The 25,502-nt window shown below is 71.9% G+C and carries 27 protein-coding genes and 1 pseudogene; 19 read left to right on the plus strand and 9 right to left on the minus strand.

Annotation, left to right across the window (positions count from 1 at the left end; all coding sequences use genetic code 11):
• Positions 1-39: 39 nt before the first annotated feature.
• From ACFP3R_RS15515 to ACFP3R_RS15525, 3 genes are all read left to right on the plus strand, one after another.
• Complete coding sequence (locus tag ACFP3R_RS15515) at positions 40-924, plus strand: hypothetical protein (RefSeq protein ID WP_380636829.1); 885 nt, start codon at positions 40-42, stop codon at positions 922-924.
• 321 nt (positions 925-1,245) lie between these two features.
• A complete protein-coding gene (locus tag ACFP3R_RS15520; protein WP_380636830.1) occupies positions 1,246-3,537 on the plus strand; it encodes an FdhF/YdeP family oxidoreductase in 2,292 nt (763 codons plus the stop codon).
• Positions 3,538-3,632: 95 nt separating this feature from the next.
• The gene (locus ACFP3R_RS15525; RefSeq protein WP_380636832.1) at positions 3,633-4,112 is read left to right on the plus strand and encodes a hypothetical protein; all 480 of its coding nucleotides are present in this window, start codon (positions 3,633-3,635) and stop codon (positions 4,110-4,112) included.
• Here ACFP3R_RS15525 and ACFP3R_RS15530 read toward each other — a convergent pair.
• Genes ACFP3R_RS15530 through ACFP3R_RS15535 form a run of 3 tightly spaced genes read right to left on the minus strand, consistent with a single transcriptional unit; the run spans position 4,109 to position 7,035 of the window.
• Positions 4,109-5,614, minus strand: coding sequence for a phytoene desaturase family protein (locus ACFP3R_RS15530; RefSeq protein ID WP_380636834.1), 1,506 nt, complete (start codon positions 5,612-5,614; stop codon positions 4,109-4,111). The two genes, ACFP3R_RS15525 and ACFP3R_RS15530, sit on opposite strands and share 4 nt — an antisense overlap.
• A gap of 9 nt (positions 5,615-5,623) precedes the next feature.
• On the minus strand, positions 5,624-5,731 hold the full coding sequence (locus ACFP3R_RS37820; RefSeq protein ID WP_415362880.1) for an MFS transporter small subunit: 108 nt from the start codon (positions 5,729-5,731) through the stop codon (positions 5,624-5,626).
• A complete protein-coding gene (locus ACFP3R_RS15535; protein WP_380636836.1) occupies positions 5,728-7,035 on the minus strand; it encodes an OFA family MFS transporter in 1,308 nt (435 codons plus the stop codon). Before ACFP3R_RS15535 ends, ACFP3R_RS37820 begins: the two co-directional genes overlap by 4 nt.
• A gap of 68 nt (positions 7,036-7,103) precedes the next feature.
• On the opposite strand from ACFP3R_RS15535, the gene fdhD reads away from it, so the two are divergent.
• Genes fdhD through ACFP3R_RS15550 form a run of 3 tightly spaced genes read left to right on the plus strand, consistent with a single transcriptional unit; the run spans position 7,104 to position 10,012 of the window.
• Positions 7,104-7,928 carry a formate dehydrogenase accessory sulfurtransferase FdhD gene (gene fdhD / locus ACFP3R_RS15540; protein ID WP_380636838.1) on the plus strand — a complete coding sequence of 275 codons (825 nt, stop codon included), beginning with the start codon at positions 7,104-7,106 and terminating at the stop codon, positions 7,926-7,928.
• Complete coding sequence (locus tag ACFP3R_RS15545) at positions 7,925-9,091, plus strand: CaiB/BaiF CoA transferase family protein (protein ID WP_380636840.1); 1,167 nt, start codon at positions 7,925-7,927, stop codon at positions 9,089-9,091. Before fdhD ends, ACFP3R_RS15545 begins: the two co-directional genes overlap by 4 nt.
• A 54-nt stretch (positions 9,092-9,145) precedes the next feature.
• Positions 9,146-10,012 (plus strand): alpha/beta hydrolase, encoded by an 867-nt coding sequence (locus tag ACFP3R_RS15550; RefSeq protein ID WP_380636842.1) that lies wholly within the window; start codon positions 9,146-9,148, stop codon positions 10,010-10,012.
• Positions 10,013-10,069: 57 nt separating this feature from the next.
• Here the strand turns inward: ACFP3R_RS15550 and ACFP3R_RS15555 are convergent, their stop codons facing one another.
• From ACFP3R_RS15555 to tig, 5 genes are all read right to left on the minus strand, one after another.
• Positions 10,070-10,708 carry an RBBP9/YdeN family alpha/beta hydrolase gene (locus ACFP3R_RS15555; RefSeq protein ID WP_380636844.1) on the minus strand — a complete coding sequence of 213 codons (639 nt, stop codon included), beginning with the start codon at positions 10,706-10,708 and terminating at the stop codon, positions 10,070-10,072.
• A 2-nt stretch (positions 10,709-10,710) separates the two neighbouring features.
• On the minus strand, positions 10,711-11,991 hold the full coding sequence (clpX, locus tag ACFP3R_RS15560) for an ATP-dependent Clp protease ATP-binding subunit ClpX (RefSeq protein ID WP_380636845.1): 1,281 nt from the start codon (positions 11,989-11,991) through the stop codon (positions 10,711-10,713).
• A 204-nt stretch (positions 11,992-12,195) separates the two neighbouring features.
• Positions 12,196-12,825: an ATP-dependent Clp protease proteolytic subunit gene (locus ACFP3R_RS15565; protein ID WP_344036698.1), complete on the minus strand. Its 630-nt coding sequence runs from the start codon at positions 12,823-12,825 to the stop codon at positions 12,196-12,198.
• Between the two features lie 24 nt (positions 12,826-12,849).
• Positions 12,850-13,461: an ATP-dependent Clp protease proteolytic subunit gene (locus ACFP3R_RS15570; protein WP_380636847.1), complete on the minus strand. Its 612-nt coding sequence runs from the start codon at positions 13,459-13,461 to the stop codon at positions 12,850-12,852.
• Between the two features lie 114 nt (positions 13,462-13,575).
• Positions 13,576-14,952: a trigger factor gene (tig, locus tag ACFP3R_RS15575; RefSeq protein ID WP_380636849.1), complete on the minus strand. Its 1,377-nt coding sequence runs from the start codon at positions 14,950-14,952 to the stop codon at positions 13,576-13,578.
• Between the two features lie 1,140 nt (positions 14,953-16,092).
• Between tig and ACFP3R_RS15580 the strand changes: the two are divergent.
• The 3 genes and pseudogenes from ACFP3R_RS15580 to ACFP3R_RS15590 all read left to right on the plus strand — a co-directional run.
• Positions 16,093-16,263: pseudogene (locus tag ACFP3R_RS15580) on the plus strand (LysR family transcriptional regulator); the annotation flags it as partial.
• A gap of 78 nt (positions 16,264-16,341) precedes the next feature.
• Positions 16,342-16,998: a substrate-binding domain-containing protein gene (locus ACFP3R_RS15585; RefSeq protein ID WP_380636945.1), complete on the plus strand. Its 657-nt coding sequence runs from the start codon at positions 16,342-16,344 to the stop codon at positions 16,996-16,998.
• A gap of 97 nt (positions 16,999-17,095) precedes the next feature.
• Positions 17,096-17,347, plus strand: a complete 252-nt coding sequence (locus tag ACFP3R_RS15590) for a hypothetical protein (RefSeq protein WP_380636851.1) — start codon at positions 17,096-17,098, stop codon at positions 17,345-17,347.
• A gap of 266 nt (positions 17,348-17,613) precedes the next feature.
• Here ACFP3R_RS15590 and ACFP3R_RS15595 read toward each other — a convergent pair whose 3' ends face one another.
• On the minus strand, positions 17,614-17,859 hold the full coding sequence (locus tag ACFP3R_RS15595) for a hypothetical protein (protein ID WP_380636853.1): 246 nt from the start codon (positions 17,857-17,859) through the stop codon (positions 17,614-17,616).
• Positions 17,860-17,993: 134 nt separating this feature from the next.
• On the opposite strand from ACFP3R_RS15595, the gene ACFP3R_RS15600 reads away from it, so the two are divergent.
• The 10 genes from ACFP3R_RS15600 to ACFP3R_RS15645 all read left to right on the plus strand — a co-directional run bounded on the left by ACFP3R_RS15600 (position 17,994) and on the right by ACFP3R_RS15645 (position 25,280).
• Positions 17,994-18,353 carry a DUF6011 domain-containing protein gene (locus tag ACFP3R_RS15600; protein ID WP_380636855.1) on the plus strand — a complete coding sequence of 120 codons (360 nt, stop codon included), beginning with the start codon at positions 17,994-17,996 and terminating at the stop codon, positions 18,351-18,353.
• Positions 18,354-18,433: 80 nt separating this feature from the next.
• Positions 18,434-18,871, plus strand: a complete 438-nt coding sequence (locus ACFP3R_RS15605) for a hypothetical protein (RefSeq protein ID WP_380636858.1) — start codon at positions 18,434-18,436, stop codon at positions 18,869-18,871.
• 23 nt (positions 18,872-18,894) lie between these two features.
• Positions 18,895-19,413 carry a sigma-70 family RNA polymerase sigma factor gene (locus tag ACFP3R_RS15610; protein WP_380636861.1) on the plus strand — a complete coding sequence of 173 codons (519 nt, stop codon included), beginning with the start codon at positions 18,895-18,897 and terminating at the stop codon, positions 19,411-19,413.
• Positions 19,414-19,514: 101 nt separating this feature from the next.
• Positions 19,515-19,730 carry a hypothetical protein gene (locus tag ACFP3R_RS15615; RefSeq protein ID WP_380636865.1) on the plus strand — a complete coding sequence of 72 codons (216 nt, stop codon included), beginning with the start codon at positions 19,515-19,517 and terminating at the stop codon, positions 19,728-19,730.
• Complete coding sequence (locus tag ACFP3R_RS15620) at positions 19,727-19,867, plus strand: hypothetical protein (RefSeq protein ID WP_380636869.1); 141 nt, start codon at positions 19,727-19,729, stop codon at positions 19,865-19,867. Before ACFP3R_RS15615 ends, ACFP3R_RS15620 begins: the two co-directional genes overlap by 4 nt.
• A complete protein-coding gene (locus tag ACFP3R_RS15625) occupies positions 19,864-20,658 on the plus strand; it encodes a hypothetical protein (protein ID WP_380636871.1) in 795 nt (264 codons plus the stop codon). The genes ACFP3R_RS15620 and ACFP3R_RS15625 overlap by 4 nt, the downstream gene beginning before the upstream one ends.
• The gene (locus ACFP3R_RS15630; RefSeq protein ID WP_380636874.1) at positions 20,655-20,873 is read left to right on the plus strand and encodes a hypothetical protein; all 219 of its coding nucleotides are present in this window, start codon (positions 20,655-20,657) and stop codon (positions 20,871-20,873) included. The genes ACFP3R_RS15625 and ACFP3R_RS15630 overlap by 4 nt, the downstream gene beginning before the upstream one ends.
• Positions 20,874-20,945: 72 nt before the next feature.
• On the plus strand, positions 20,946-23,087 hold the full coding sequence (locus ACFP3R_RS15635) for a cell division protein FtsK (RefSeq protein WP_380636876.1): 2,142 nt from the start codon (positions 20,946-20,948) through the stop codon (positions 23,085-23,087).
• 448 nt (positions 23,088-23,535) lie between these two features.
• The gene (locus ACFP3R_RS15640) at positions 23,536-24,102 is read left to right on the plus strand and encodes a DUF4365 domain-containing protein (RefSeq protein WP_380636878.1); all 567 of its coding nucleotides are present in this window, start codon (positions 23,536-23,538) and stop codon (positions 24,100-24,102) included.
• Positions 24,099-25,280 carry a hypothetical protein gene (locus ACFP3R_RS15645; protein ID WP_380636880.1) on the plus strand — a complete coding sequence of 394 codons (1,182 nt, stop codon included), beginning with the start codon at positions 24,099-24,101 and terminating at the stop codon, positions 25,278-25,280. The genes ACFP3R_RS15640 and ACFP3R_RS15645 overlap by 4 nt, the downstream gene beginning before the upstream one ends.
• Positions 25,281-25,502 lie beyond the last annotated feature (222 nt).

The raw sequence follows: 25,502 nt of genomic DNA on the forward strand, positions 1-25,502 counted from the left end.
GCGAGGGGCGCGCGTCGAGGTGATCGGGAGATCGGCGTAGTGGACGAGTACCGCATCGAGGACCACCCGGACCTGCGGGACGGCGGGTGGGCGCGGGACGCCGTGCGGCGGGCGGAGCGGGGTGCCCGGCTGCGGCGGGTGCGCTCGTGGCGGCCCCGGCCGAGGGTCCTGGGCGGCCTGGCCATCGTCGTGGCGGCGGTGCTGCTGGCGTGGGCGGTGTTCGCCACCCGGTCCGACGAGCCGGCCGCGTTCGACCCGGACGAGCCGTTCGCGGGCACGACCGCGACGGCCTGGGCGGACGGCGCGGAGGGGGTCGTGCCGCCGGCGGCGGAACCGGTCGGCGGGTTCGGCGCCGAGCAGGTCGCCGACGCCTACGCGCGGGTGCGGCAGGCGGTGGTGACGGCGCGGCTGGACCGGCGGGTGGTGGTCGAGCACGACCTGGAGCCGCTGTTCGCGCTGTTCGCGCCGGACCTGAGGGACTCGCTGCGCACCCTGTTCGACGGGCGCAACGACGGCGAGGCGGCGCTGGTGGCCACGCGCGCGGACCGGGGCGCGCGGCTGTCGGGGGCCGAGCCGAAGGTGCGCGGCGAGATGGTCGCCGAGGCGGGTCCGGCGGGCGAACTGGTGGTGCGCACCGACTACACGATCGCCTACGCGTTCGACACCGACCGCCCCGAGGCGGTGCGCGGGCCGCTGGACGCGGTGGCCGTGGCCCGGTTCCGGGTGCGGTACGCGGTGCGCTCGGGCTCGCCCGGCGTCGAGGGGCTGTGGGCCGACGACTCCGCCGGCACGCTGCACTCGATCGCGTGCTCGGCCGCGAAGCGCGGCTACCTCGCCCCGGCCCTGGCGGAGCCGGAACTCCCGCCGGGACTGGACTTCGACGTCGCGGTGCCCTCGTCCCCGACCGACGGCTGCCCAGAGTGATAAGGGGCGGCTGAAGCGGGGCGGCCGAAGCGGGGCGGCCGAAGCGGGACGGCCGAAGCGGGACGGCGAGGGTCCGGCGAGGTCACCCGTTCGGCCGATTCGCCGGGTAGTGGCGCCGCTCACAATTGACGTTGATCACCAGTTCGTCGCAGGTGAGGGCGCCGGATCCACGGGCCGGACAACCCCTTGGGGCCCGTGGGCAGCGGCCGTGCGCCGCCCTGCCCCGAGCGGTCGATCGGGGAGACCGCCGGCGTACTCGCGCGGGGTGCGCCGGCGGCACGACACGCCGGGGCGGCCACCGACCGGGGGCAGAATGGCGCCATGGAGCGCAGGCCACCGGAGCGGGACGTCGACGAGTCGCGGTTGGACGTGGGGGAGCCCAAGCGCTGGGCGGCGGGCCTGCCGGGGGTCGCGGTGTCGCTCAAGCGCGGGATCGAGCAGATGGGCGTGGCGCGGACCGCGACCACGCTGCGGCTGCTCAACCAGCGGGAGGGCTTCGACTGCCCGGGGTGCGCGTGGCCGGAGCCGCAGGGGCACCGCAGGATGGCCGAGTTCTGCGAGAACGGCGCCAAGGCGGTGGCCGAGGAGGCCACCAGGCGGCGCGTGGGCCCGGAGTTCTTCCGGCGCCACCCCGTCGCCGAGCTGGCCGGGAAGACCGACTACTGGCTGGGGCAGCAGGGCCGGATCACCGAGCCGGTGGTGCTGCGCGAGGGCGCGACGCACTACGAGCCGATCTCCTGGGCGGACGCGTTCGAGCTGGTCGCGGAGAAGCTGAACGGGCTGGCGAGCCCCGACGAGGCGGTGTTCTACACCTCCGGCCGCACCAGCAACGAGGCCGCGTTCCTGTACCAGCTGCTGGTCCGCTCCTTCGGCACGAACAACCTGCCGGACTGCTCGAACATGTGCCACGAGTCGTCGGGCGCGGCGCTGTCGGAGACCACCGGCATCGGCAAGGGCTCGGTCGGCATCGACGACTTCGAGCACGCCGACCTGATCGTGGTGGTGGGCCAGAACCCGGGCACCAACCACCCCCGGATGCTGTCCGCGCTGGAGGCGGCCAAGCGCGCGGGCGCGCGGGTCGTGGCGGTGAACCCGTTGCCGGAGGCCGGGTTGCTGCGGTTCAAGAACCCGCAGAACGCGCGCGGCCTGGTCGGTCCGGGCACGGCGCTGGCCGACGAGTTCCTCCAGATCCGGCTGGGCGGCGACCAGGCGCTGTTCCAGGCGGCGGGCAACCTGCTGCTGTCGTGGGGCGCGGTGGACGAGGGGTTCGTCGAGCGCAGCACGCACGGGTTCGCCGGGTACGCCGAGCACGTGCGGGAGCTGGACTGGGCGGCGGTCGACCGCGCCACGGGCCTGCCGCGCGCGCGGGTGGAGCGGTTCGCCCGGCTGCTGGCCGGCTCGGAGCGCACGATCTTCTGCTGGGCCATGGGCCTGACCCAGCACCGGCACGCCGTGCCGACGATCCGCGAGATCGCCAACGTGGCGCTGCTGCGCGGCATGATCGGCAAGCGGGGCGCGGGCCTGTGCCCGGTGCGCGGCCACTCCAACGTGCAAGGCGACCGGACCATGGGCATCTGGGAGAAGATGCCGGAGAAGTTCCTGGCCAACCTGGAGTCGGAGTTCGGCATCGAGGTGCCGCGCGCCCACGGCCTCGACACGGTGGCCTCGATCCGGGCCATGCGCGACGGCCGGGCGAGGGTGTTCTTCGCCGTCGGCGGCAACTTCGTCTCCGCCACCCCGGACACCCCGGTGACCGAGGCCGCGATGCGGGGCCTGGACCTGACCGCGCACGTGTCGACCAAGCTCAACCGCTCGCACGTGGTGCACGGGCGCACCGCGCTGATCCTGCCCGCGCTGGGGCGCACCGAGAGCGACCTCCAGCACGGCGGCGAGCAGTTCGTCACGGTCGAGGACTCGATGTCGGTGGTGCACCGGTCGCGCGGCCGCCTGGAGCCGGCGAGCGACCGGCTGCTGTCGGAGGTGTCGATCGTGTGCCGGCTGGCGCGCGCCCTGCTCGGACCGGCGCACCCCGTGCCGTGGGAGGGGTTCGAGCGGGACTACGACCTCATCCGGGACCGGATCGCGCGGGTCGTGCCGGGCTGCGCGGACTACAACGAGCGGGTGCGCCGCCCGGACGGCTTCGTGCTGCCGCACGCCCCGCGCGACGCCCGCGAGTTCACCGGGACCCGCACCGGCAAGGCGCAGTTCTCGGCCAACGCGCTGACCGTGCTGGAGGTGCCGCCCGGTCGGCTGCTGCTCCAGACCCTGCGCAGCCACGACCAGTACAACACCACGATCTACGGCTTGGACGACCGCTACCGGGGCGTGAAGGACGGCCGGCGGGTGGTGTTCGTCAGCCCGGAGGACCTGGCCGAGCTGGGCCTGCGCGACGGGCAGCACGTGGACCTGGTGGGCGAGTGGCCGGAGGACCCGACCGGGGTGACCGAGCGCCGCGCGCCGCGCTTCCGCGTGGTGGCGTACCCGACGGCGCGGGGCTGCGCGGCGGCCTACTTCCCCGAGGCGAACGCCCTGGTGCCGCTCGACTCGACCGCCGAGGTGTCGGGCACGCCCACGTCGAAGTCGGTCGTGGTGCGGCTGGAGGCGGTGGACTAGCCGGCGGAGATCGGGCCCCTCCCCCGCGAACCCCGGGGTGCCGTCGTAACGCCCGCCGCCGTCCGGGCGACGACACGGGAGACCGAGGAGGGCTTGTGATCGCCAGGACCGCGCTCGCCGCCGCGGCGCTGTCGGCGCTGACCGCGTGCGCCGCCGAACCGGCGGCCGCGCCCGCCACCACCACGACGACGCCCACCCCCACCGAGTCGGCGGGCGTGAACTGCGCGGACGCGCCGCAGGACGTGGTCGCGGCGGCCCTGCGGCTGCGCCTGAACCACTCGCGCCAGTCGATCGTCGACAACGTGGTGACCTGCACCTACGACGGCGGCGGCGCGCGGGTCCGGTTCACCACCGGCACGGACGCCGCGGCGTTCGCGGCGCGCCGCGGGGAGCACCCCGACGCCGTCGCCGTGCCGGACCTCCCGGACGAGGCGTACCGCGCCACGACCACCTCCGGCGAGGTCGTGCGGACGGTCGTGGTGGCCCGGCGCGGGACGGTCGAGATCGAGGTGTCCTCCGGCGCCAACACGCGGCACGCCGAGCAGCTGGTCGCGGAGCTGTTCGCCCGCCTCTAGCGGGTCAGCACGGCCATCGCCGCGTTGTGCCCGCCGATGCCGCTGACCCCGCCGCCGCGCCGCGCGCCCGCGCCGCAGACGAGCAGGTTGGCCACGTCGGTCTCCACGCCCCAGCGGCCCACCTCGGCCTCCTCCTCGGCGAACGGCCACGCCAGCGCGTCGTGGAAGATGTTGCCGCGCGGCAGGCCCAGCTCCGCCTCCAGGTCGAGCGGCGAGCGCGCCTCCAGGCACGGCCGGCCGTCGGCGTCGGTCGCCAGGCAGGACTCGATCGGCTCCACCAGGTGCTCGTCCAGCGCGGCCAGGTAGCGGCCGACCAGCTCGTCGCGCAGCCCCTCGCGGCCCTCGAACAGCGCCGCCGGCGTGTGCAGGCCGAACAGCGTCAGCGTGTGCCACCCGCGCCCGACCAGGTCCGGCGCGAGGATCGACGGGTCGGTCAGCGTGTGGCAGTACATCTCCGCGGGCAGCACGGAGGGCACGCGCCCGGCCGCGCTCTCCCGGTAGGCGGTCTCCAGCTGCCCGTACGACTCGTCGAGGTGCAGGGTGCCCGCGAACGCCAGCCGCGGGTCCACCCCCGAGCGGAACCGGGGCAGCCGCTCCAGCAGCATGTTGACCTTCACCTGGCAGCCCTCGGCCACCGCGCGCCGCGGCCGCCCGCGCAGGGCGTCCAAAGTGGACGGCGCGACGCCGGAGAGCACGAACCGCGCGCCGACCACGCCCCCGTCGTGCTCGACCTCGGCGGTGACGCCGTCGGCGTCCACCCGGGTCACCTCGGCGCCGGTCACGAGCTCCGCGCCCGCCTCCCGCGCCACCCGCTCCAGCTCGGCGGTCACCGCGCCCATGCCGCCGACGGGCACCAGCCACTCCCCCGAGCCGTTGCCGATCACGTGGTAGAGGAAGCACCGGTTGGCCGCCAGGTCGTGCAGCGACGCGTGCGTGCCGATCAGCCCGTCCGTGGCCACCACGCCGCGCACCACGTCGTCGGCGAACAGCTCCTCCAGGCTCTCCCCGAGCGGCCGCTCCACCACCCGGTCCCAGACCGCCGGGTCGACCAGCGAACGGGCGCGCTCCCGGGACACCAGCGGCTCCAGCGCGGTCGGCGCGAGCGCCCCGGCGAACCCCTCCAGCTCCGCGTACCAGCGCCGCCAGCGCTCGAACTCGGCGTCGGAGCCGGTGAGCGCGCGGAACGAGGCGGCGGTGGCCGCGCCCGGGTCACGCTCGACCAGCAGGTCCCCCGCCGGGGTGTACGAGGACGCGGCCCGCGACCGCAGCCGCACGCGCAGCCCCAGGTCGGCCACGACCCGGTCGGGCAGCAGGCTGACCAGGTACGAGTACCGCGACAGCCGCGCCTCGACGCCGGGGAACGCCCGTTCGCTTACGGCCGCGCCGCCGACGTGCCCCTGCTTCTCCAGCACCAGCACGCGCCGACCGGCCCGCGCCAGGTAGGCCGCCGCCACCAGCCCGTTGTGCCCGCCGCCGACCACCACCACGTCGTAGTTGCCCACCCGCCGACCCTAACCGGTGAACAGGGCGGTGACCTTGCGGATCAGCTCGACCAGCCCGTAGGCCAGCGGCAGCCCGACCCACAGCCAGGCCAGGACGACCAGCGCGCGCCGGTTCACCGGACCACCTCCCCGACCGGTTCGTGGTACCTGGCGTCGACGGGCCGGACCAGCTCGTTGGCCGCGAACCCGACCACCAGCAGGCCCATCATGATGAACAGCGAGGTCGTGTAGAGGTCGGGCCCGGACCTGCCGTCGGCCAGCCTGCCGTCGGCGACGGCGTTGACGATCAGCGGTCCGAGCACGCCCGCCAGCGACCACGCGGTGAGCAGCCGGCCGTGGATCGCGCCGACCTGGTAGGTGCCGAACAGGTCCTTCAGGTAGGCCGGGACGGTGGCGAACCCGCCGCCGTAGAACGACAGGATCAGCATCGCGCACACCACGAACAGCGGCTTGGACGCGTCGCCGGCCAGCGCCAGCACCAGGTAGGTCAGCGCGCCCGCGCCCAGGTAGAGGCGGTAGACGTTCTTGCGGCCGACCAGGTCCGAAGTGGACGACCAGGCGATCCGGCCGACCATGTTGGCCAGCGACAGCAGGGCCACGAACCCGGCGGCGGCGCCCGCGGCGACCGGCGCGGAGGTGTCCGCGAAGAAGTCCCGGATCATCGGCGACGCCTTCTCCAGGATGCCGATGCCCGCGGTCACGTTGAAGCACAGCACCACCCACAGCAGCCAGAACTGCGGGGTGCGCAGGGCGTTGCGCGCGGAGACGTTGACCGCCGAGCGCGCCGCCGCCCTCTCCTCTACGGCGGCGGGCACCCGCACCAGCAGCACGCCCACCGACATGAACACCGCGTAGACCACGCCGTGCACGAGGAAGGTCCGCGCGATGCCGCCGCTGTCGCGCCCGAAGGACTCCAGCATCTGCGCCGACCAGGGCGAGGCGATCAGCGCGCCGCCGCCGAAGCCCATGATGGCGATGCCGGTGGCCATGCCCGGCCGGTCCGGGAACCACTTGATCAGCGTGGACACCGGCGAGATGTAGCCGATGCCGAGCCCGATGCCGCCGACGAACCCGTAGCCGAGCACGACCAGCCAGTACTGCTGCGTCCACGCGCCCAGCGCGGAGATCAGGAACCCGGACGAGAAGCACGTGGCGGAGACGAACATCGCCCACCGCGGACCGTTGCGCTCGACCAGCGTGCCGCCGAACGCCGCGGACAGGCCGAGCATGACGATGCCGAGCTGGAACGGCAGCGCGCTCTGCGTGCCGCTGAGCCCCAGGGCACCCTCCAGCGGCGGCTTGAACACGCTCCACGCGTACACCTGGCCGATGGCCAGGTGCACCGACAGCGCGGCGGGTGGCACCAGCCAGCGGTTCCAGTCCGGTGGGGCGATCGTCCTGGAGCGGTCCAGGAAACCCATTGGCCGACACCTCCGTAGCCTGGTGAGTGGCTTGCGGAAAAACTTAGCCTTGGTGAAGGAGTCGCGCGATGGGCCGAGTGACCGTGCGTCGCCCAGTGGTCAGCTACCTGCGACGAACGCCGCGCACGCGGGTCGACTCGTTGGCCGTCGAGGAGCCGTTGGAGCTGCGCGTGGGTGGCCGGGCACTGGCCGTCACCATGCGCACGCCCGGTCACGACGTGGAGCTGGCGCACGGGTTCCTGCTGTCCGAGGGCGTGGTCCGCGGCCTGGCCGACGTGGCCGTGGCGCGGTACTGCGCGGGCGCCGGACCCGATGGGGTGAACACCTACAACGTGCTGGACCTGGCGCTGGCCGAGGGCGTGGCGCCGCCCGAGGTGGGGGTGGAGCGCAACTTCTACACCACCTCGTCGTGCGGGGTGTGCGGCAAGGCGGCGCTGGACGCGGTCCGGCTCAAGACCCGCCACTCCCCCGCCGGGGACGCCGCGTCGGTCGACGTGGGCGTGCTCGCCGGCCTGCCGGACGCGCTGCGCGAGCGGCAGAAGGTGTTCGCCTCGACCGGCGGCCTGCACGCCGCCGGGCTGTTCACCGCCTCGGGGGAAGCGCTGGTCGTGCGCGAGGACGTGGGCAGGCACAACGCCGTGGACAAGGTGCTGGGCTGGGCCGTGCTGAACGACCGGGTGCCGCTGACCGGGACCGTGCTGGTGGTGTCCGGGCGGGCCTCGTTCGAGCTGGTCCAGAAGGCCGCGATGGCGGGCGTGCCGGTGCTGGCGGCCGTGTCCGCGCCGTCGTCGCTGGCCGTCGAGCTGGCCGACGAGCAGGGCGTGACGCTGGTCGGGTTCCTGCGCGGCGAGTCGATGAACGTCTACACCGGCCACGAACGGGTGACCGCGTGAGACCCCTCGACGGTGTGACCGTGGTCAGCCTCGAACAGGCCGTGGCCGTGCCGTACGCCTCCCGGCTGCTGGCCGACCTGGGCGCGAGGGTGATCAAGGTCGAGCGGCCCGGGGCGGGTGACTTCGCCCGCGACTACGACACCGCGTGCGGCTCGGTGTCCTCCTACTTCGCCTGGACCAACGTCGGCAAGGAGTCGGTGGCGCTCGACCTGAAGGACCCGGCGGGCCGCGAGGTGCTTGACCGCCTGGTCGCGGGCGCCGACGTGGTCCTGTGCAACCTGTCCCCGGACGCCGCGCGCCGCCTGGGCCTGGACGCCGACTCCCTCCGCCGGGACCGGCCCGACCTGGTGGTGGGCGAGCTGTCCGCGTACGGCGCGGACGGGCCGTACGCGGGGCGCAAGGCGTTCGACGCGCTGGTCCAGTCCGAGACCGGCCTGGTCGAGCTGACCGGCGACGGCGAGGTCACGGCCCGCGCCGGGATCTCGGTGGCCGACATCGCCGCCGGCGTGCAGCTGCACTCCGCCGTGCTGGCCGCCCTGCTGCACCGCGCCCGCACCGGCGAGGGCGCGACCCTGCGCCTGTCGCTGTTCGAGGCGCTGGCCGAGTGGATGCACCAGCCGATGCTGTACGCGGCGGGCACCGGCGCCGCCGCCCCGCGCACCGGCGCGCACCACCCCAGCATCGCGCCCTACGGGCCGTTCCGGTGCGCCGACGGCACCGTGCACCTGGCCGTGCAGAACGACCCGCAGTGGCGGCGGCTGTGCCGGGTCCTCGGCCGGCCCGCGCTGGCCGACGACCCGCGCTTCGGCACGGTCAGCTCCCGCGTGGCCCACCGCGCCGACCTGCACGCGGTCCTGGACTTCTCCGCCTGGACCGCCGCGGACCTGCTGGCCGCGCTCGACGGGGCGGACGTGCCCGCGGCCCGCACCCGCACCGTGGCCGAGCTGCCCGGGCACCCCCAGCTCACCGCGCGCGATCGGCTGACCCGGGTGACCGTCCCCGGTGGCGGGGTACCCCTGCTGCGTCCGCCGGTCGACTCCACCGCGTGGGGGTGGGAGCCCGCGCCCGTGCCGTCGCCCGGCGAGCACACCGAACGCGTCCTGCGAGAACTCGGCTACCCGGAGGACGAGGTGAGGGCCCTTCGGGCGACCGCGGCCCGTTGAGCGAAACACCGCCCCCACCTCAGGCGATCCGCTAGGAGAACGGCTGGAGGGCACATGGTCGGCAGGCGTGCGGTGCTCACCGCCCTGGGCGGGGGAGCGCTGGCCGCGGTGGGGGTGACCGCGGGGCTGCACACGAACGCGCCGTTCGGCGAGGGGCTCCGGCACGCGCTGGGCGTGGCCGGCCAGGTGCCCGCCGTGCAGCGGGCCGTGATCCGGGTGGAGCGCGTCCGCTCCCGCTGCCGGGGGCGGGACGTCGACCTGCTCACCATGGTCCCGCCGGGGGTGCCGACCGGGGGTCTGCCGATGTCGCTCCTGCTGCACGGCCGCTTCGGCACGGCGCGGACCGCGGCGGTGGGCCGGATGCCGGAACTGCTGGTCACGGCCGTGCACCGCGGCTCGGTGCCGCCGTTCGGGTTCGTCGCGGTGGACGGCGGCGACCACTACTGGCACGAGAACGTCCCCGGCGACGACCCCCTGGGGATGCTGCTGGAGGAGGTGCCGGCGTGGCTGGCCGAACGCGGCTTCGGCGCGCCGTTCGCCTGCACCGGCGTCTCCATGGGCGGCTTCGGCGCCCTGCTCTACACCCGCCGCAGGCACGAGCGGCGCGAACCCCTCCGGGCCGTCGCGACCATCGCGCCCGCCCTGATCACCTCGTGGCGCGAGATGGCCAAGCGCAGGGCGTTCCGCGACGAGCGGCAGTGGGCCTCGCTGGACCCGCTGCGCAACCTCGACGGGCTGGGCGACGCCCCGGTCGGCGTGTGGGCGGGCGACCGCGACCACTTCATCGAGGGCACCCGCCGGTTCATCGCCGGCGCGCGGCCCGCCGTCGCCTCGATCACCCCCGGCGGCCACGACGACACCCACTACCGCAAGGTCGTCCCGGACGTCATCCGGTTCCTGGGCCGGCGCGTCCCCCGCTGACCGGCGGCCGTCCCCGCCCCGACGGGTGCGGTCCCGGGACCCTGCCGAACCGCCGGGTCAGCGCGGCGTGAGCGGGGTGCGGCCGCTGCGCGCCCACTTGAGCACCGAGCCCCACGACCCGTAGCCCGACTCCTCGTCCAGGCGTCCGCCGCCGACCACGACGTCCAGGTCCAGGCGCAGCGCCTCGGCGAGCCCCTTCGCCTGGCGCAGGGAGCAGCACGGGTCGCCCTCCCCCACCACGAGCCGGGTGGAGACCGCCGCCCGGCGCACGGAGACGGGGTCCGGCACCGGGTGCGGGAACCCCCGGGCGAAGGGCTCGCCGGCGGGGCCCGGGGCGGGCGGGGCGACCAGGAGCACCCGGTCGACCCGCAACGCCCCGTCGAACTCCCCCGCCGCGTGGTGCAGCCAGAGCAGGCACGCGAGCGAGTGCGCGACCACCACCCGTTCTTGCCCCGAGGAGACCTGCCCAGAGGAGACCTGCCCAGAGGAGACCCGCGCAGAGGAGACCCGCGCGGCGGCGAGGTGGCCGCGCAGCTCGTCGAGCCACACGTCCAGCCTCGGCGCGTCCGGCGCGGAGAACTCCGGCACGTCGACCGACCCGCCGTGGCGCGCCAGCTCGCCCGCCAGCCAGTTCTGCCAGTGCGCGGGCCCGGCACCGCCGAGCCCCGGCAGGACCAGCACGTGCGGGAGGGACAACCTCAGGCCGACTTCTCGCGGCGCTCCCGGCGCGAGGGCTGCCGGGCCACGATGGTCGGGTTCACGTTCTCCTTGACCGTCTGCTCGGTGATGACGACCTTGGCGACGTCCGTGCGGCTCGGGATGTCGTACATCACCGGCAGCAGGACCTCCTCCATGATCGCCCGCAGGCCGCGCGCCCCCGTGCCGCGCAGGATCGCCTGGTCGGCGACGGCCTCCATGGCGGTCCGGGTGAACTCCAGCTCCACGCCGTCCATCTCGAACAGCTTCTGGTACTGCTTGACCAGCGCGTTCTTCGGCTCGGTGAGGATGCGGACCAGGGATTCCTTGTCCAGGTTCGTCACGCTGGCGACCATCGGCAACCGGCCGATGAACTCCGGGATGAGCCCGAACTTGATCAGGTCCTCCGGCATCGACTCGGCGAAGTAGTCCGCCGCGTCGACCTCGGCCTTGGTGCGCACCTCGGCGCCGAAGCCGAGCCCGCGCTTGCCGACCCGGTCCTGGATGATCTTCTCCAGGCCCGCGAACGCGCCCGCCACGATGAACAGCACGTTCGTGGTGTCGATCTGGATGAACTCCTGGTGCGGGTGCTTGCGCCCGCCCTGGGGCGGCACCGACGCGGTGGTCCCCTCCAGGATCTTCAGCAGCGCCTGCTGCACGCCCTCGCCCGACACGTCGCGCGTGATCGACGGGTTCTCGCTCTTGCGGGCGATCTTGTCGACCTCGTCGATGTAGATGATGCCGGTCTCGGCGCGCTTGACGTCGTAGTCCGCCGCCTGGATGAGCTTGAGCAGGATGTTCTCGACGTCCTCGCCCACGTAGCCCGCCTCGGTCAGCGCCGTGGCGTCCGCGATGGCGAACGGCACGTTGAGCATCTTGGCGAGCGTCTGGGCCAGGTAGGTCTTGCCGCAGCCCGTCGGGCCGAGCATGAGGATGTTCGACTTGGCCAGCTCAACGCCGTCGTCGCGCCCCTCGCGCCCGCGGTCGCCCGCCTGGATGCGCTTGTAGTGGTTGTACACCGCCACCGAGAGCGTGCGCTTGGCCTCGCTCTGCCCGATCACGTACTGGTCGAGGAACTCGTGGATCTCGGCGGGCTTGGGCAGCTCGTCGAGCTTGACGTCGCCTGCCTCCGCGAGCTCTTCCTCGATGATCTCGTTGCAGAGGTCGATGCACTCATCGCAGATGTAGACACCCGGCCCGGCGATGAGTTTTTTCACCTGCTTCTGGCTCTTGCCGCAGAAAGAGCACTTCAGCAGGTCGCCGCCGTCACCGATACGTGCCATGACCGCTGACCTCTGTCCCCTCCGGCGCGCCACCTGGTCGGGTGCGCCTGACTGCTGGTGTGACGATTGCCCGCTGGGTGCGGGACCGCCCGTTCCCCTCGACGGTACCCGTCCCACCCGCCTGTGCGGGAGGACCAGCGTGCCCCCGTCGCGCCGAACCGACCAGGACCCCTGGTCGGCTCGGCGTGTCGGGGTCACGCGGTGTTACTTCGACGCCGAGAGCTTCCGGTACGGCAGGACGCTGTCCACGATGCCGTAGTCCTTGGCCTCCTCGGCCGTGAGGATCTTGTCGCGCTCGATGTCCAGGCGGACCTGCTCCGGCGAGCGGCTCGTGTGCCTGGCCAGCGTGCTCTCCATGAGGCGGCGCACGCGCTGGATCTCGTTCGACTGGATCTCCAGGTCGGAGACCTGGCCGTAGACGCCCTCGGTCGCCGGCTGGTGGATCAGGATGCGGGAGTTGGGCAGCGCGTGCCGCTTGCCCGGCGTGCCCGCCGCCAACAGGACCGCGGCGGCGGAGGCCGCCTGGCCCAGGCAGTACGTCTGGATGTCCGGTCGGACGAACTGCATGGTGTCGTAGATGGCCATCAGCGAGGTGAACGATCCACCCGGCGAGTTGATGTACATCAGGATGTCGCGGTCGGGGTCCTCCGACTCCAGCACCAGCAGCTGGGCCATCACGTCGTTGGCCGACGCGTCGTCCACCTGCACGCCGAGGAAGATGATGCGCTCCTCGAACAGCTTGTTGTACGGGTTGGACTCCTTGATGCCGTAGCTGGTGCGCTCGACGAACGACGGGAGCACGTACCGGGACTGCGGCGCGTGGAACTGGCTCACTTCGGTGTCTCCTGATGCTCGCGGTCAGTTGGTCGAGGCGGCCTGGCTGGCCCGGCTGATCACCTTGTCCACGAAGCCGTACTCCAGGGCTTCCTGGGCGGTGAACCAGCGGTCGCGGTCCGAGTCGGCGATGATGCGCTCGACGGGCTGACCGGTGTGCTCCGCGATCAGCTCGGCCATCTCGTGCTTGGTCCGGACGAGCATGTCCGCCTGGATCGCGATGTCCGCCGCGGTGCCCCCGACGCCGGCCGACGGCTGGTGCATGAGGATGCGGGCGTGGGGGAGGGCGTGCCGCTTGCCGCGGGCGCCCGCGGACAGCAGGAACTGGCCCATGGAGGCGGCGAGGCCCATCGCGTAGGTGGCCACGTCGGGCTCGATGAGCTGCATCGTGTCGAAGATCGCCATGCCCGCGGTCACCGACCCACCGGGCGAGTTGATGTAGAAGGTGATGTCCTTCTCCGGGTCCTCGGCGGCCAGGAGGAGGAGCTGGGCCACGATCTGGTTGGCGATGTTCTCTTCGACCTGCGAGCCCAGCACGATGATCCGCTCGCGGAGCAGGCGCTCATAGACCGAGTCGTTGAGGTTCATCCCCGAGGCCGCTCGCATCACGGGGGCCGGGAGAGAGTGCTGCGTCACGTCTGCCTGCCTAACTTTGCCGACTAGCTGTGCCGAAAAGAGTCACGTAACTGACGACCTTAACGAAGGCGGGCGGCGTCGACTTCCCGACACCGCCCGCGTTCGCTCAGGGCTTCACTCCGCGTGGGAGTGCTCCTCAGTGGACTTCTCCCCGTTCGCGGCCTCGGGCCGGGTCTCGCCGAAGAGCTCGTCGAGGTCCAGGGCGTTGCCGGACGAGTCGGTCACGGTGGCCTGGCGCACGACCGAGGCCAGCGCCTTCCCCCGGCGCACGTCGGCGAAGATCGCGCCGAGCTGGCCCGACTGCTGGGCCCGCTTGACGTACTCGTCGGGGCTGATGCCGAAGCGCTGGGCCTGGTAGATGATCCGCTCGGTGAGCTCCTGGTCGGTCACGCTGAGCTGCTCGGCGTCGGCGATGGCGTCCAGCACGAGCTGGGTCTTGACCGCCTGCTCGGACGCCTCGCGCACCTCGGTGTCGAACTGCTCGCGGGTCTGGCCCTGCTCCTCCAGCCACTCGGCGAAGCGCGCCTCGTCGTGGTCGAGGGCGTGGACGGCGTCGTGCTCGCGGGCCTCGATCTCGCTCTTGACCACGGCCTCGGGCAGCGGCACCTCGACGCCGGCCAGCAGCGCCTCCAGCACCTTGTCGCGGGCCTGGACGCCCTGCTGCATCTTCTTCACGCGGCCCAGGCGGGTGCGCAGGTCGCCCTTGAGCTCGTCCAGGGTGTCGAACTCGCTCGCCAGCTGGGCGAACTCGTCGTCCAGCTCGGGCAGCTGGCGCTCCTTGACGGAGTTCAGCGTGACGGCGACCTCGGCGTCGCGGCCGGCGTACTCGCCGGCGACCAGGGTGGTGGTGAAGGTCTTGGTCTCGCCCTCGGAGGCGCCGACCAGGGCGTCGTCGATGCCCTCGACGAGCTGGCCGGAGCCGATCTCGTAGGACAGGCCGGTCGTCTTGGCCTCCTCGACCTCCTCGCCGTCCACCGTCGCCGACAGGTCGACCACGACGAAGTCGCCGGTCTCCGCCGGGCGCTTGACGCCGGTCAGGGTGGCGAAGCGGGCGCGCAGCTCGTCCAGCTGGGTGTCCACGTCCTCGTCGGTGACCTCCTGGTCGTCGACGCTGACGGACAGCTCGCCGAAGGCCGGGACCGTGATCTCCGGGCGGACGTCGACCTCGGCGGTGAACGCGAGCGACTCGCCGTCCTCGATCTTGGTCACCTCGAAGTCCGGGCGGCCCAGGGTGCGGATCTCACCCGAGGTGACCGCCTCCAGGTACTTGGCCGGGATGGCCTCCTGGACGACCTCGTCCAGGACGGGCGCGCGGCCGATGCGGCTCTCCAGCACGCGGGCCGGGGCCTTGCCGGGGCGGAAGCCGGGGATGCGGACCTGCTTGGCCAGCTTGCGGTACGCGCGGTCGAAGTCCGACTTGAGCTCGTCGAACGGCACCTCGACGTTGATCCGGACCCGCGTCGGGCTCAGGTGCTCGACGGTGCTCTTCAACGTGGTCTCCTCGTAACGGGACGTGCGGGCATCCCGGGACGCGGTTCGTCGCGCCGGGATTCCGCTTGAGTCTAGGCGGTCGGGGGTCGCCGGGGCGCTAGCACCCCGGCTCAGGGGTCTGCAACCCCACGACGGGGCGGTGCGGCCGGGGTCGGGCGCGCATTGTGCGGCTATCCGCGGGGGGCGCCGGAATCGAATTGCGGTGGACGCCCGTGAATTCACGGGACGCGGCGCCCGGACCCGTTCTCCCGTTCTTCCCGCCGGGACCGCCGGGGCGTCCCCGCCGGGCGCCCCCGAGCCCCGCCGGCCCAAATCACAACGCTGGTTCCTAATTCTCGGCGCGAGCACCGCCCACCCTGCGCCGAACCGCCGCGACACGCCGCGTCGCCACCCGCGCCGGTGACCCCCGGCGTCTCAACAGAGCGCCGCACGGCCCTGCCCACTGCCCGGAACAGCCCAGTGGGGACCCCGCCGATTAGACCGTTCGAGTGACCTCGGGAGCCGTTCGCCCAGGAAGGCGCGTCAGGGGGTGGTGGAGGACACCGGGGGGCGGTGTAACACGGATGACGCAGCAGCGAGGTACTTACTGCTACGGGGGGTGAGAAGCGTTCGCCACAAGGGGTGAAGGGAGGCCGTTCGGAGTAGCGCCCGACCGAAAACTTTCACTTGTCGAGATGACTCCACTCGCCGTAGTCCATTAGTGTGGGTTTCAGGTACCGTGACGCCCGGACCCGCACGTGGGAAGGAATGTTTCCAGGGTTGTCGGAACGTTCTGGGGGGCCAGCGGCGGACCTACCGACAACAGGGACCGACAGGAACGAGCGAGACAATGTCATCGAGCTCTTTAACCACCTACCAGACAAGGTGCCGATGACCCGATGAGATCTATTCCGCCGCTGCCGAACACCAGCCCAGGACCACCTGTGAAAGCGGACCGGCACCTCGGTGTCGGACAGATTCCGGGCACACCGCCCGCCCTCGGGGCGGAGCCCCCGGCGGTAGCACGGCGATGTTGATCAACCTCCGGCCCCGCGGGCCGGAAGGTGCAGCCAGATCAGCCATCGCCACCAAAACGGAGATCGCGGTGCCGTCCCGCACCGGTCTCTCGTGGACCACTTTCACGCACCGTTGGGGAGCTCCATGGAGACGCGTCAGCTGTTGGCGTTCACAACTGTGGTTCAAACGGGCAGCTTCACCAAGGCAGCCGCTACGCTGAATTGCTCGCAGCCAACCATAACGACCCGGATCAAGGCCCTGGAAGAGACTCTCGGCGTGCCGCTCTTCCGGCGACTCCCGCGCGGCATACAAATGACCTCGGCGGGTGTTGAACTACTGCCCTTCGCCCGGAACATCATCACCCTCACCGACAAAGCCAGGAAAGCGATCACGATGAACGGCGAGCCGCACGGCAAGCTGGTCATCGGCAGCGCACAGAGTCTGACCGACTACCGTCTGCTACCACTGATCGAGTACATGTGCTGGCGGTACCCGAGCGTCCAGATCTCGCTGCACTCCCGGAACACCCAGGCCAACCTGACCTCGGTGCGCGAGGGTCGGCTGGACTGCACGTTCTTCATCGGCTCCATCGAGCCCCGCGAGGGGCTGGAGACGACCGTGCTGTGCCCGGAGCCGCTGGTCATGGTGGCCGGGCCCACGCACGCCCTCACCCGGCGTTCGGTGATCACCGAGGACGAGCTGCGCGGGAGCACGCTCATCCGGGCGGAGAACGGCGCGAGCTACTACGAGCAGTTCGAGCAGGCGCTGGGGTTGCAGGACACCGAGTCGAGGTCGCCGGTGCTGGCGCTGGACTCGATCGACGCCGCGAAGCGCGCGGTCGCCTCGGGCCTGGGCATCTCGCTGGTCCCCGAGGTGACGGTGGCCGCGGAACTCGCCGACGGCCGGCTGTGCCGGCTGCCGTGGGTGCCGCCGTTCCGGGTGTACACCCAGTTCGCGTGGCGGCAGGACAACTCCACCAACCCGTCCGTCACGGCGCTCGTGTCGGCCGCGGCGCAGGTGGTGAGCGAACAGGTCGCGGCGCCGGCCTGATCCCGGAGCGGTTGAGCCGTTCTTGAGCACCCGGGCGCGGGTGTGCTCAAGAACGGCGGCTGCGTTTCGCGGGCCCCGCCGGGGGTAGGCCGGAGCCATGACCGTCAAGGGCAGTGACCTGCGCGAGCTGCTGGCCTCCAGCACCCCCGACCCCACCCTGGTCCTGGTGGAGGGCGGGCTGCACATCGTCCAGGTGGACGACCTGGACACCGACGCCTACCGCGGCGCGCTGCTGCTGGTGTCCCGCCAGGAGCTGCTGGCCCGGGGCGTCGACGAGAACTCCCCCGACGAGGTGCTGGAGCAGCAGGCCGCCGCGGTCTCGACCGCCGTGGACCGGCTGGGCGGCTAGCGGTCGTCGCCGTTGCCCCCGGGTCCGCGGCCGCGATGCGGGGCTCGCCGGACCCCGGTGGGGCTCGAACGGGGTCGTCGTGGGCGGGGACCGCCCGGAAGTGCCCTGACCAACCCGGTGGGGTCGGCCAGGGCGACCGTCGGGGCGACAGGATTTGAACCTGCGACCCCCCGCTCCCAAATAGAGTCCCCGCAGTTCCCCTACCTGCGCTCGGCAGCATTACCGCTGGTCAAGCCTTTGGTTTGCGTTGGTCCGAGTTGCTGCGGTCAGTTCTCCCGAGGAGAGTCGTCTCCCGGATTTCTCCCCGGTTCGACGGGCGGCTTGCTGCTATCCGGGCGGCGGGGCATCTTCGCCCCAGGCTCGCGCACGAACCACCTGACGAAGTCGCGCAGCACTGCTGACCGGTCGGTACCCAGCGGCTTCACCGCCTCGCCGAACTTCGCCCACACGTCGTCTTCGGCGCGGAACTGCCTGTGTGGCGTCTTGCCCTCGCCACGTGCGCGTGCGGCCACGTCGCCCTCCTCTTGTGTACGTCCACGGCGCAGCGTACATCGCGCATTCGTGTACGTACATCTCCTCTTGACGTGTACGCACACGTCTGGCTATCGTGGCCGTACACGAACCGCCACGGAGCAGGGAGAACGAGATGGCCACCACGAAGGCCACCGTCAAGTGCACCCGCTGTGGTCGCGCTCTGCGGTCGGCGAAGTCGGTGGCGGACGGCTACGGCCGCACCTGCAAGGCCCGGATCGCCGCAGCCCGCAAGGCCAAGGCTGTCGAGGGCGTCAAGCCGGCCGCCGTCGCCAAGGCGGAGGAGCTGATCGAGCTGGGCGCCATCGTGCCGCTGCGCGGTCGCCGAGTGTTCGGCGTCGTCGCCTCGAACGGCACCGACCGCTACCTCACCGCCCCGCAGGCGTGCACCTGCCCGGCCGGTCTGAAGTCCCTGACCTCGGACTACCGGCTCTGCTACCACCGCGTTGCCGCCGCGATCTTGGCGGCGGCCTGACCCAGTAAGCGGCCCCCGACGGTGCGCCAACACCAGCCGAGGGCCTTGACCCACTACCTGATCAGAGCAGGAGCAGGACCATGACGCAGTTTGCCACCATCGACACCACCCCCGTCTACCCGCTCGCGGCGCAGCCCGGCGCGGTCGAGATGCTCAACGTGATGATCGAGGCTGCGGCCCGCTACCCGGGGCTGGTGGTCCAGCGCGGCACCACCTGGGACGGCGGCCTGGCCGAGGCCGACCACCTGACCGGCGTCATCACCATCTCCCCCGCGGCCAATCGCGCTGAGACGCGGTGCGCGCTGCTGGCCTGCCTGCTGCACCTGGTGCAGGGGGCGACCGACGACGAAGAGGCCGACCAGCGCGCCGTCCGCGAGCAGGTCGCGCGCATCTTGGCCCCCCGGTCCGTTCTGCCAGCTGACTTGGACGACGTCGACGTCGACGCGCTCGCCGGGCAGATGGGCGTCGACCTGCGCACCGCGCGTCTGAGCATCGAATTGGCACGGAGCGCCCGGTGAGCTTCGGAACGGGTGCCGCGCTGGTGGCTGCAGCGGTCGGCGGTGACCGGCTGGCCGTCGAGGACCTGCTAGCTGCCGTGCGCCCGGTGGTGGTGGCGTTCTGCCGCCGCCGGGTGCCGCCCGCCCATGTCGAGGACGTGGTGCAGGAGACGTGCGTCGAGTTGCTCGGCGCACTGCCCCGATACCGGCCCGACGTCGCCCCGTTCGAGGCGTTCGCCACAGGGGTTACCCGCCGCACGGTGGCCGACTTCTGGCGGCGCGTCGAGCGGGACAGGTCGGTGCCGGTTGCGGAGGTGCCGGACACCGTCGAGTACGCCACCCCTGCCGAGGCCGTCGAGGCGCGGGAGCTGTCGCGGGCGCTGCTACGGCTGCTGGCCGAGGCGACCGGCCAGCAGCGCGCGGTGTTGCTGCTGCGCGTAGTGGCTGGCCTGTCCACAGGCGAGGTCGCCGACGCCTTGCACACCACGCCCGGTGCGGTCCGGGTGATCCAGCACCGCGCCGTCCACCGTCTGCGCCGCGCTGCGGTGCTGCTGCCGGTCTGACCGTGCCGGTTGCCCACCGGCAGGGCCGTCACACTGTGACGACCCCTGGTCGGTGGGCTTCACGGGGCGACTCAGCCCGCCACTCGACCCGAGGAGAAGTCGTGACGACCAGGAACGCGCTGCGGCGGCTGACGCTGCCGGCCGCGGTCGCCTACGTGCTCGTGACCGTGTTGACCCTGACCGCCCGGGTGGTGGTGTTCGCCGCGGCGCTGGTCGCCGACGTTGCCGAGCGGGTCGCCGACGCCGGTGACTGCGCCCGGCTGGCCGTGCACACCGCCCCGGCCGCGCCCGCACCGACGTACGGGGGTGCCCGGTGAACGGCACCCGAGCGCCCCGTCCGGGGGAGAAGTGCACGTGCGGCAGTGACCCGAGCATCGTCTATGTCACCGACGCCAAGGACGTGCCCTACTGCGGTGTGCCCGGCGGCACCGGCCCGGCACGGGGTGCCCAGTGACGACCTCCGAACTGGTGTCGCCAGCGCTGTTGCAGTCGTGGGCCCGGGAGGCGTACCGCAAAAGCCTTGAGGCCGGGCAGCCGCTCAACCGCGCGGAGCTCGCCAAGAGGTTCGACCGGTCCGAGTCGTGGGCGCGTGACCGCATCGCCGAGGTCCGCCGTGAGGACGGGCTGGCCGAGGACAGCGGCACCGACAATGCGGGTGACACCCCGACTGGCACCCTGCCGCCGATCGTCCCCGAGCAGCCCCCGGCGCCCGCAGTCGAGGCCGCTCCGCCGGTCGTCGAGCTGGCCCCCGTGGCAGTCGCCGACACCCCCGACATGACACCCCCGGCCGGTGACATGACACCCGCCGGCACCCCGGCGCAGGGGCACCCCGGCGCGCGGTTCGTGGCGTGGTTCGGGTTCGCGTTCGGGTCGCTGGTGTCGATCGCCGCGAACTGGCTGGCGGCGTGGCTGCCCGCGGGTGACATGCCGGATGGCTGGACCCCGAGCATCGCCTCCCAGGTGGGTGCGGCGGTGTGGCCGGTGGCGCTGCTGGTGTCGGTCGAGGTGCTCTCGCGCACCGCGTGGCGCGGCGGCTGGCAGTGGACGGCCGTCCGGTTCGGCGGCGTCGCCGCGGTGGCCCTCGGGTCGGGCGTCATCTCCTACGGCCACATTCACGACGTGCTGTTGAGCTGGGGTTACGACCCGCTCGGGGCGGGTGTCGGCCCGCTCGTGATCGACGGCCTGATGGTCGTCTCTGGCTTCGCGCTGCTCGCCATGAGCGGCACCAATACCAGGAAGGCGTGATCGCCGTGGGCCTGTTCGGACGGAGCTCCACCGCGCGCAGCGTGCCCAGCTCCGGGCACTTCACCCGCGAGGTCGACCTGGACGGCACGTGCGGCTGCGGCCGGTCGGTGTCCACCACAGGCACCGTGACCACCGTGCTCGGTGAGACCGGCGACGCCGCGGGCACCGTGACCTGCCCGTGCGGGTGCAGCGTCACGGTCACCGGCACCTACTAGCCCCGGTGGGCGGCTACTGGCCTGGTAACCCGGCCGCCCACCGGACCCCACCCCGAGGAGTGGAGCCCGATCATGGCACAACCCCTGCCCGACGAAGCGCCGAGCAACCTCGTGCACCTGCCCACCGCGGCCGGTGAGCCCGTGCGCCAGGTGCTCGACGGGGAGCTGGTCACCGAGGCCGAGTACCAGCGCACCCGCGTGGGCCGCGCGGTCGAGGCCGCCCGGTCCTGCCTGCCCGCCCGGTGGCAGGACAACGCTGCGGTCGTTGACATGACACGGACTGTCGCGGCGCTGCCGCTGCGCTACCCGGGCGCGGTGGCCCGGGGGTCGGTGGTGGCGGTCCGGGCGTGGTGGCAGTGGGTCCGGGTGTCGGACTGGTACGCCGCGGCGAAGTCGACTGACACCCTGGCTGTCCGGTGGCCGGAGATCGCCGCGGTGCGCAAGCGACGGGCGCTGCTCACCCTCACCGGCACGGCCGCGGGCGGGCTCGGCGGCGGCGTATGGTGGTGGCTGTCGGACGGGGTGACAGTCGTCGCTGTCGCGGGTGTCACCACGCTGGCACTCGCGGCTGTCGGCCAGCGCCGCGACGGCTCGCCCGGCCGTCAGGCCACGCTCGGCGGGGCCCGGTCGCTGGCCATGCTGATGGACGGGGACAACCTCGTCGAGGCGTTCCGGGCGGCCGGTGCGATCGGCAAGGCCGAGCGGCTGCTGTTGGTGGAGCGTCCGCGCAACGACACCTCCGGCTGGTCGATGGTGCTGGACCTGCCGCCGTCACGGAAGGCGTCCGACGTGGTCTCCAAGCGGGAGGCGCTGGCCTCCGCGCTGGCCGTCGACGAGGTGCGGCTGATCCTGGAACGGGTCCGCGGGGATGCCGGGCACGCCGGCCGGATCGCGGTGTGGATCGGGCACAGCGACCCCTACGCCCGGCCGCCGGTCGTCTCACCGCTCGCGACCGCCGAAGGCTGGGACCTGTGGCGGCCGGTGCCGTTCGGCCGCACCGCCCGCGGGGACCGGGTGGACCTGCCGGTGGTGTGGACGTCGCTGCTGATCGGCGCCATCCCCCGGATGGGCAAGACCTACGCCGCCCGCATCCCGGTCACCGCCGCGGCGCTGGACCCGTTCGTGCGGCTGATCGTCGCGGACGGCAAGGGCGGCAAGGACTTCCGGCCGTTCGAGCGGGTCGCGCACCGGTTCATCCGCGATGCCCGCACCGCCTCCGCACTGCGCTTGGTCGCCGTGCTCGAAGAGGCCGCCGCCGACGTCGAAGACCGGTTCTCCCGGCTCGCCGAAATGGACGACGACCTCTGCCCCGAGTCCAAGGTGACTCCGGACATCACCCGCGACCCCGACCACGCCATGCCGCTCACGGTCATCGCGGTGGACGAGATCCAGAACTACCTGGAGAACGACACCACGCTGAACCCGGAGGAGCCGAGGGGCAAGCGCGTCGGGCAGCGCATCTGCGACCTGTTGACGTTCATCGCCAAGACCGGCCCGGCCGCCGGGTATTCGCTGGTCCTGGCCACGCAGAAGCCGGACGGCAAGGTCATCCCCGACCGGTTGCGCGGGCAGCTCGGGACTCGGTTCGCGCTCAAGGTGATGACCTGGCAGGCGTCGGAGACGATCCTCGGTGCGGGCACGTACAAGGCCGGCATGGACGCCTCCAAGCTGCTCAAGGCACACAAGGGCGTCGGGCTGCTGCTGGGCGCCGATGGCGAGTCGGACCTGTCCGCCGGGGAGTCGGTCACAGTGGCCACCGACCTGCTCGGCATCGCGCAGATCCGGGCGGCGTGCGAGCGTGGCCGGGCGCTGCGGGAGCAGACAGGGACGCTGACCGGAGACGCGGCCGGGGACACCGCGCTCGGTGAGCTGCCCCCTGAGGTCGCGGCGCTGATTGAGCAGGACGCCGCCGTGGCCAGCACCATCAGCAGCGACCAGGCTAGGGACGTGGTCGACGCCGAACTGGTCGACGACACCGGACTCCCCGAGGTGCTGGCCCTGCTGGTCGACGTGGTCGAGGACCACGAACGCGGACTGGTCGCGGTCTCCGAGCTGGCCGACCGCATCGGCTGGGACCCCAAGCGGTTCGGCGAAGCCCTGCGTACGGCCCATGTGAAACGGCCCACCTCTCCCAGGCAGCGCGTTAACGGGTCGGTGCAACCGGTTGCTGTGGTCGAGTTCGAGGCGATCCGAGCTGCTGTCGCCAGCTGGTGAGGTCTACACAGGGTCCGCACAGGGTGTGCGGACCCCTCGGCATCTCGTGCAGACCCGTCCACGGCACGTACAAAGCGCCCTGAGCTGCGCTGTACCGGCCGCGACGCATCCGAGCGGATCTGTGCGGACCGGACGGCGAACAGTCCGCACAGATCCGCACAGGGCTCGGCTCAGAGGTAGGACAACATCACTTGGTTGATGCCTCCAGTCTGCTGACCCAGGCAGCGAGTATCTCAGGCATGGGCACATGGCTTGGCTGGCTAGTAGTCACCATCGCGACGGGGTAGGTCAACGGTGCGAGACGTTAGCGGACGCGGTAATACGGGCACGTCCTCTAGATGTCTTCCCGTGAGACGCCGGCCTGATCGGGTGAACTTGATCGAAAGGGTTCGGCCGGGCTGCTACGACCATTAGCGTGCTGCCGGTTCGGCCGATGGGAGTGGGGTGCATGGGCGACGTCAACGGCAGCAGCGTCGAAGTGGAGTCGGCCGCAGTCGTGCCTGATGGCGGGCTGCCGGATGAGGCGCGTCAGGAGCAGTTCAGCCTGGGTTTTGTGCGGATGGTGGCTGCGGCGGCCGGGTTCTCGATCAAGAGCCATGAGACCGACTACGACGGGGTTGATGTCACCATCGCGGCCTCCGCCGAGTACGGGACGTTCTACTGCGCGGCGCTGGAGATGCAGCTCAAGTGCACCACGCGTCACTCTCTGCTCAAGGACGATCACCTGTCTTGGCAGTTGGAGCGTGCCCGGTTCCTCAAGCTGACCAACCCGAAGCGGTACCTCCCGGCGTTCATCGGGGTGTTGCTGATCCCACCGGATCTCACCGACTTGCTGGAGATGACGGAGGAGCGGATGGTCAGCTCCTGCCGCATGTACTGGGAGTACGCGGGGAACCTGGGAAGCATCGCGGACGACCGGGACAGCAAGACACTGAAGCTACCGAGAAGTAACCTCTTCGATGTGGACGGCTTGAAGGGCATCATGCAGATGATCGGTGAAGGAGGTCTGGAGTGAACGGCACCTCGACCGACAGCTACCGCGACCTCGCGTCCACCCTGTCGCCGCCCGCCGTCCAGCAGTACCTCGCCGCCAACGAGTGGGAGCTGGAGACCAGCCAGCCCGACGTCAAGGAGATCTGGCGGCTGCCCGGCGAGCGGGGGCCGCGCGGCCGGATCCTGCTGCCACTGGCCACCGACTACGTCGACTTCGACCGGCGCTTCCACGACACCCTGCACGCCCTGGCCACCATCTACGACTGGGACCTCGGCGAACTGGCCGAGCACATCACCTCCACCCGCGCCGACCTGTTCTACGTCCGCCTGGACCAGGAGATGCTCGACGGCACCATCCCCTTCCGTCAGGCCGAGCACACCCTGGAAGCCCTGTTCAGGATGCTGAAGGCCGCCGCCACCACCGCCGACGACCCCACCCACTCCCACCGCGGGCGCCGCTCCAGCACCGTCACCGACTTCCTCGAAGACGACGTGCGGCTCGGCCACACCAAGCGCGGCAGCTTCGTGTTCACCGTCGTCACCCGCCTGGGTGATCCCGTGCCCAAGCACGGGGACGACACCCCGGTCTCGCCGTTCCCCCGGCGCGTGATGGAGACCCTGGCCACCGGGCTGAACACGAGCCGCGATCTGGCCTTGAGTGGTGATGCGAGCGTGATCGACGAGGCGTCGCAGCACGGGCTGAGCGCGAATCTGGTGGAGTCGCTGCTGGAGCTCACCCAGGTCGAGACGCTGCGTGAGCTGGACCTTTCGTTCGACTGGGCCGCCGCCGAACCCCCGCCCCGTGTCCCGACCTCCAGGATCGTGGTCGACCGGCAGGCGATGGCCGGCCTGCCCCGGGTCCGGGAACGCCTGGTTCGGCGCGAGAGCCCTCCACGCATGGAGACCCTGGTTGGCAGGGTGCGCAGCCTGACCCGGGAAGAGCAGGGCGTCGACCAGGAAGAGGCCACCATCGTGTTGGCCGCCGAAGTCGACGGCCGCGTCCGCAAGGTGCACATCCCCCTGCCCGAGGAGGACTACACCTGGGCGATCTTCGCCCACACCAACAAGCTGCCTCTCATCGTCACCGGCAGCCTGGTCTTCGAGCGGGGAGCGTGGCGACTGTCCGACCCCATCACCGTCGACGTCGCTTACCTGCGCAACCACCGAACTGAGGGCGATGACCCGGCTCGGCAAGGCTAACCGTCGACGTGCTACTGCCCCCGACCGCTGTCGTGGTCGGGGGCAGTGTGCTGTCCGGACAGAGATTTCCCGGTGCGAATCAGTGACCTGCCGCCACTAGTTCAGGCACCTACAAGTCGGCATGGATGCGGGAAAGAGCTGCTGAACTGACCTTTCACAGCTCATACTGGCCCGCGCAGCGCCACGATCGGGTGTTCTGCATACAGCGGCCATCGGCGCCCA

This window comes from Saccharothrix lopnurensis, from assembly GCF_042658445.1.
Lineage (GTDB): Bacteria > Actinomycetota > Actinomycetes > Mycobacteriales > Pseudonocardiaceae > Actinosynnema > Actinosynnema lopnurensis.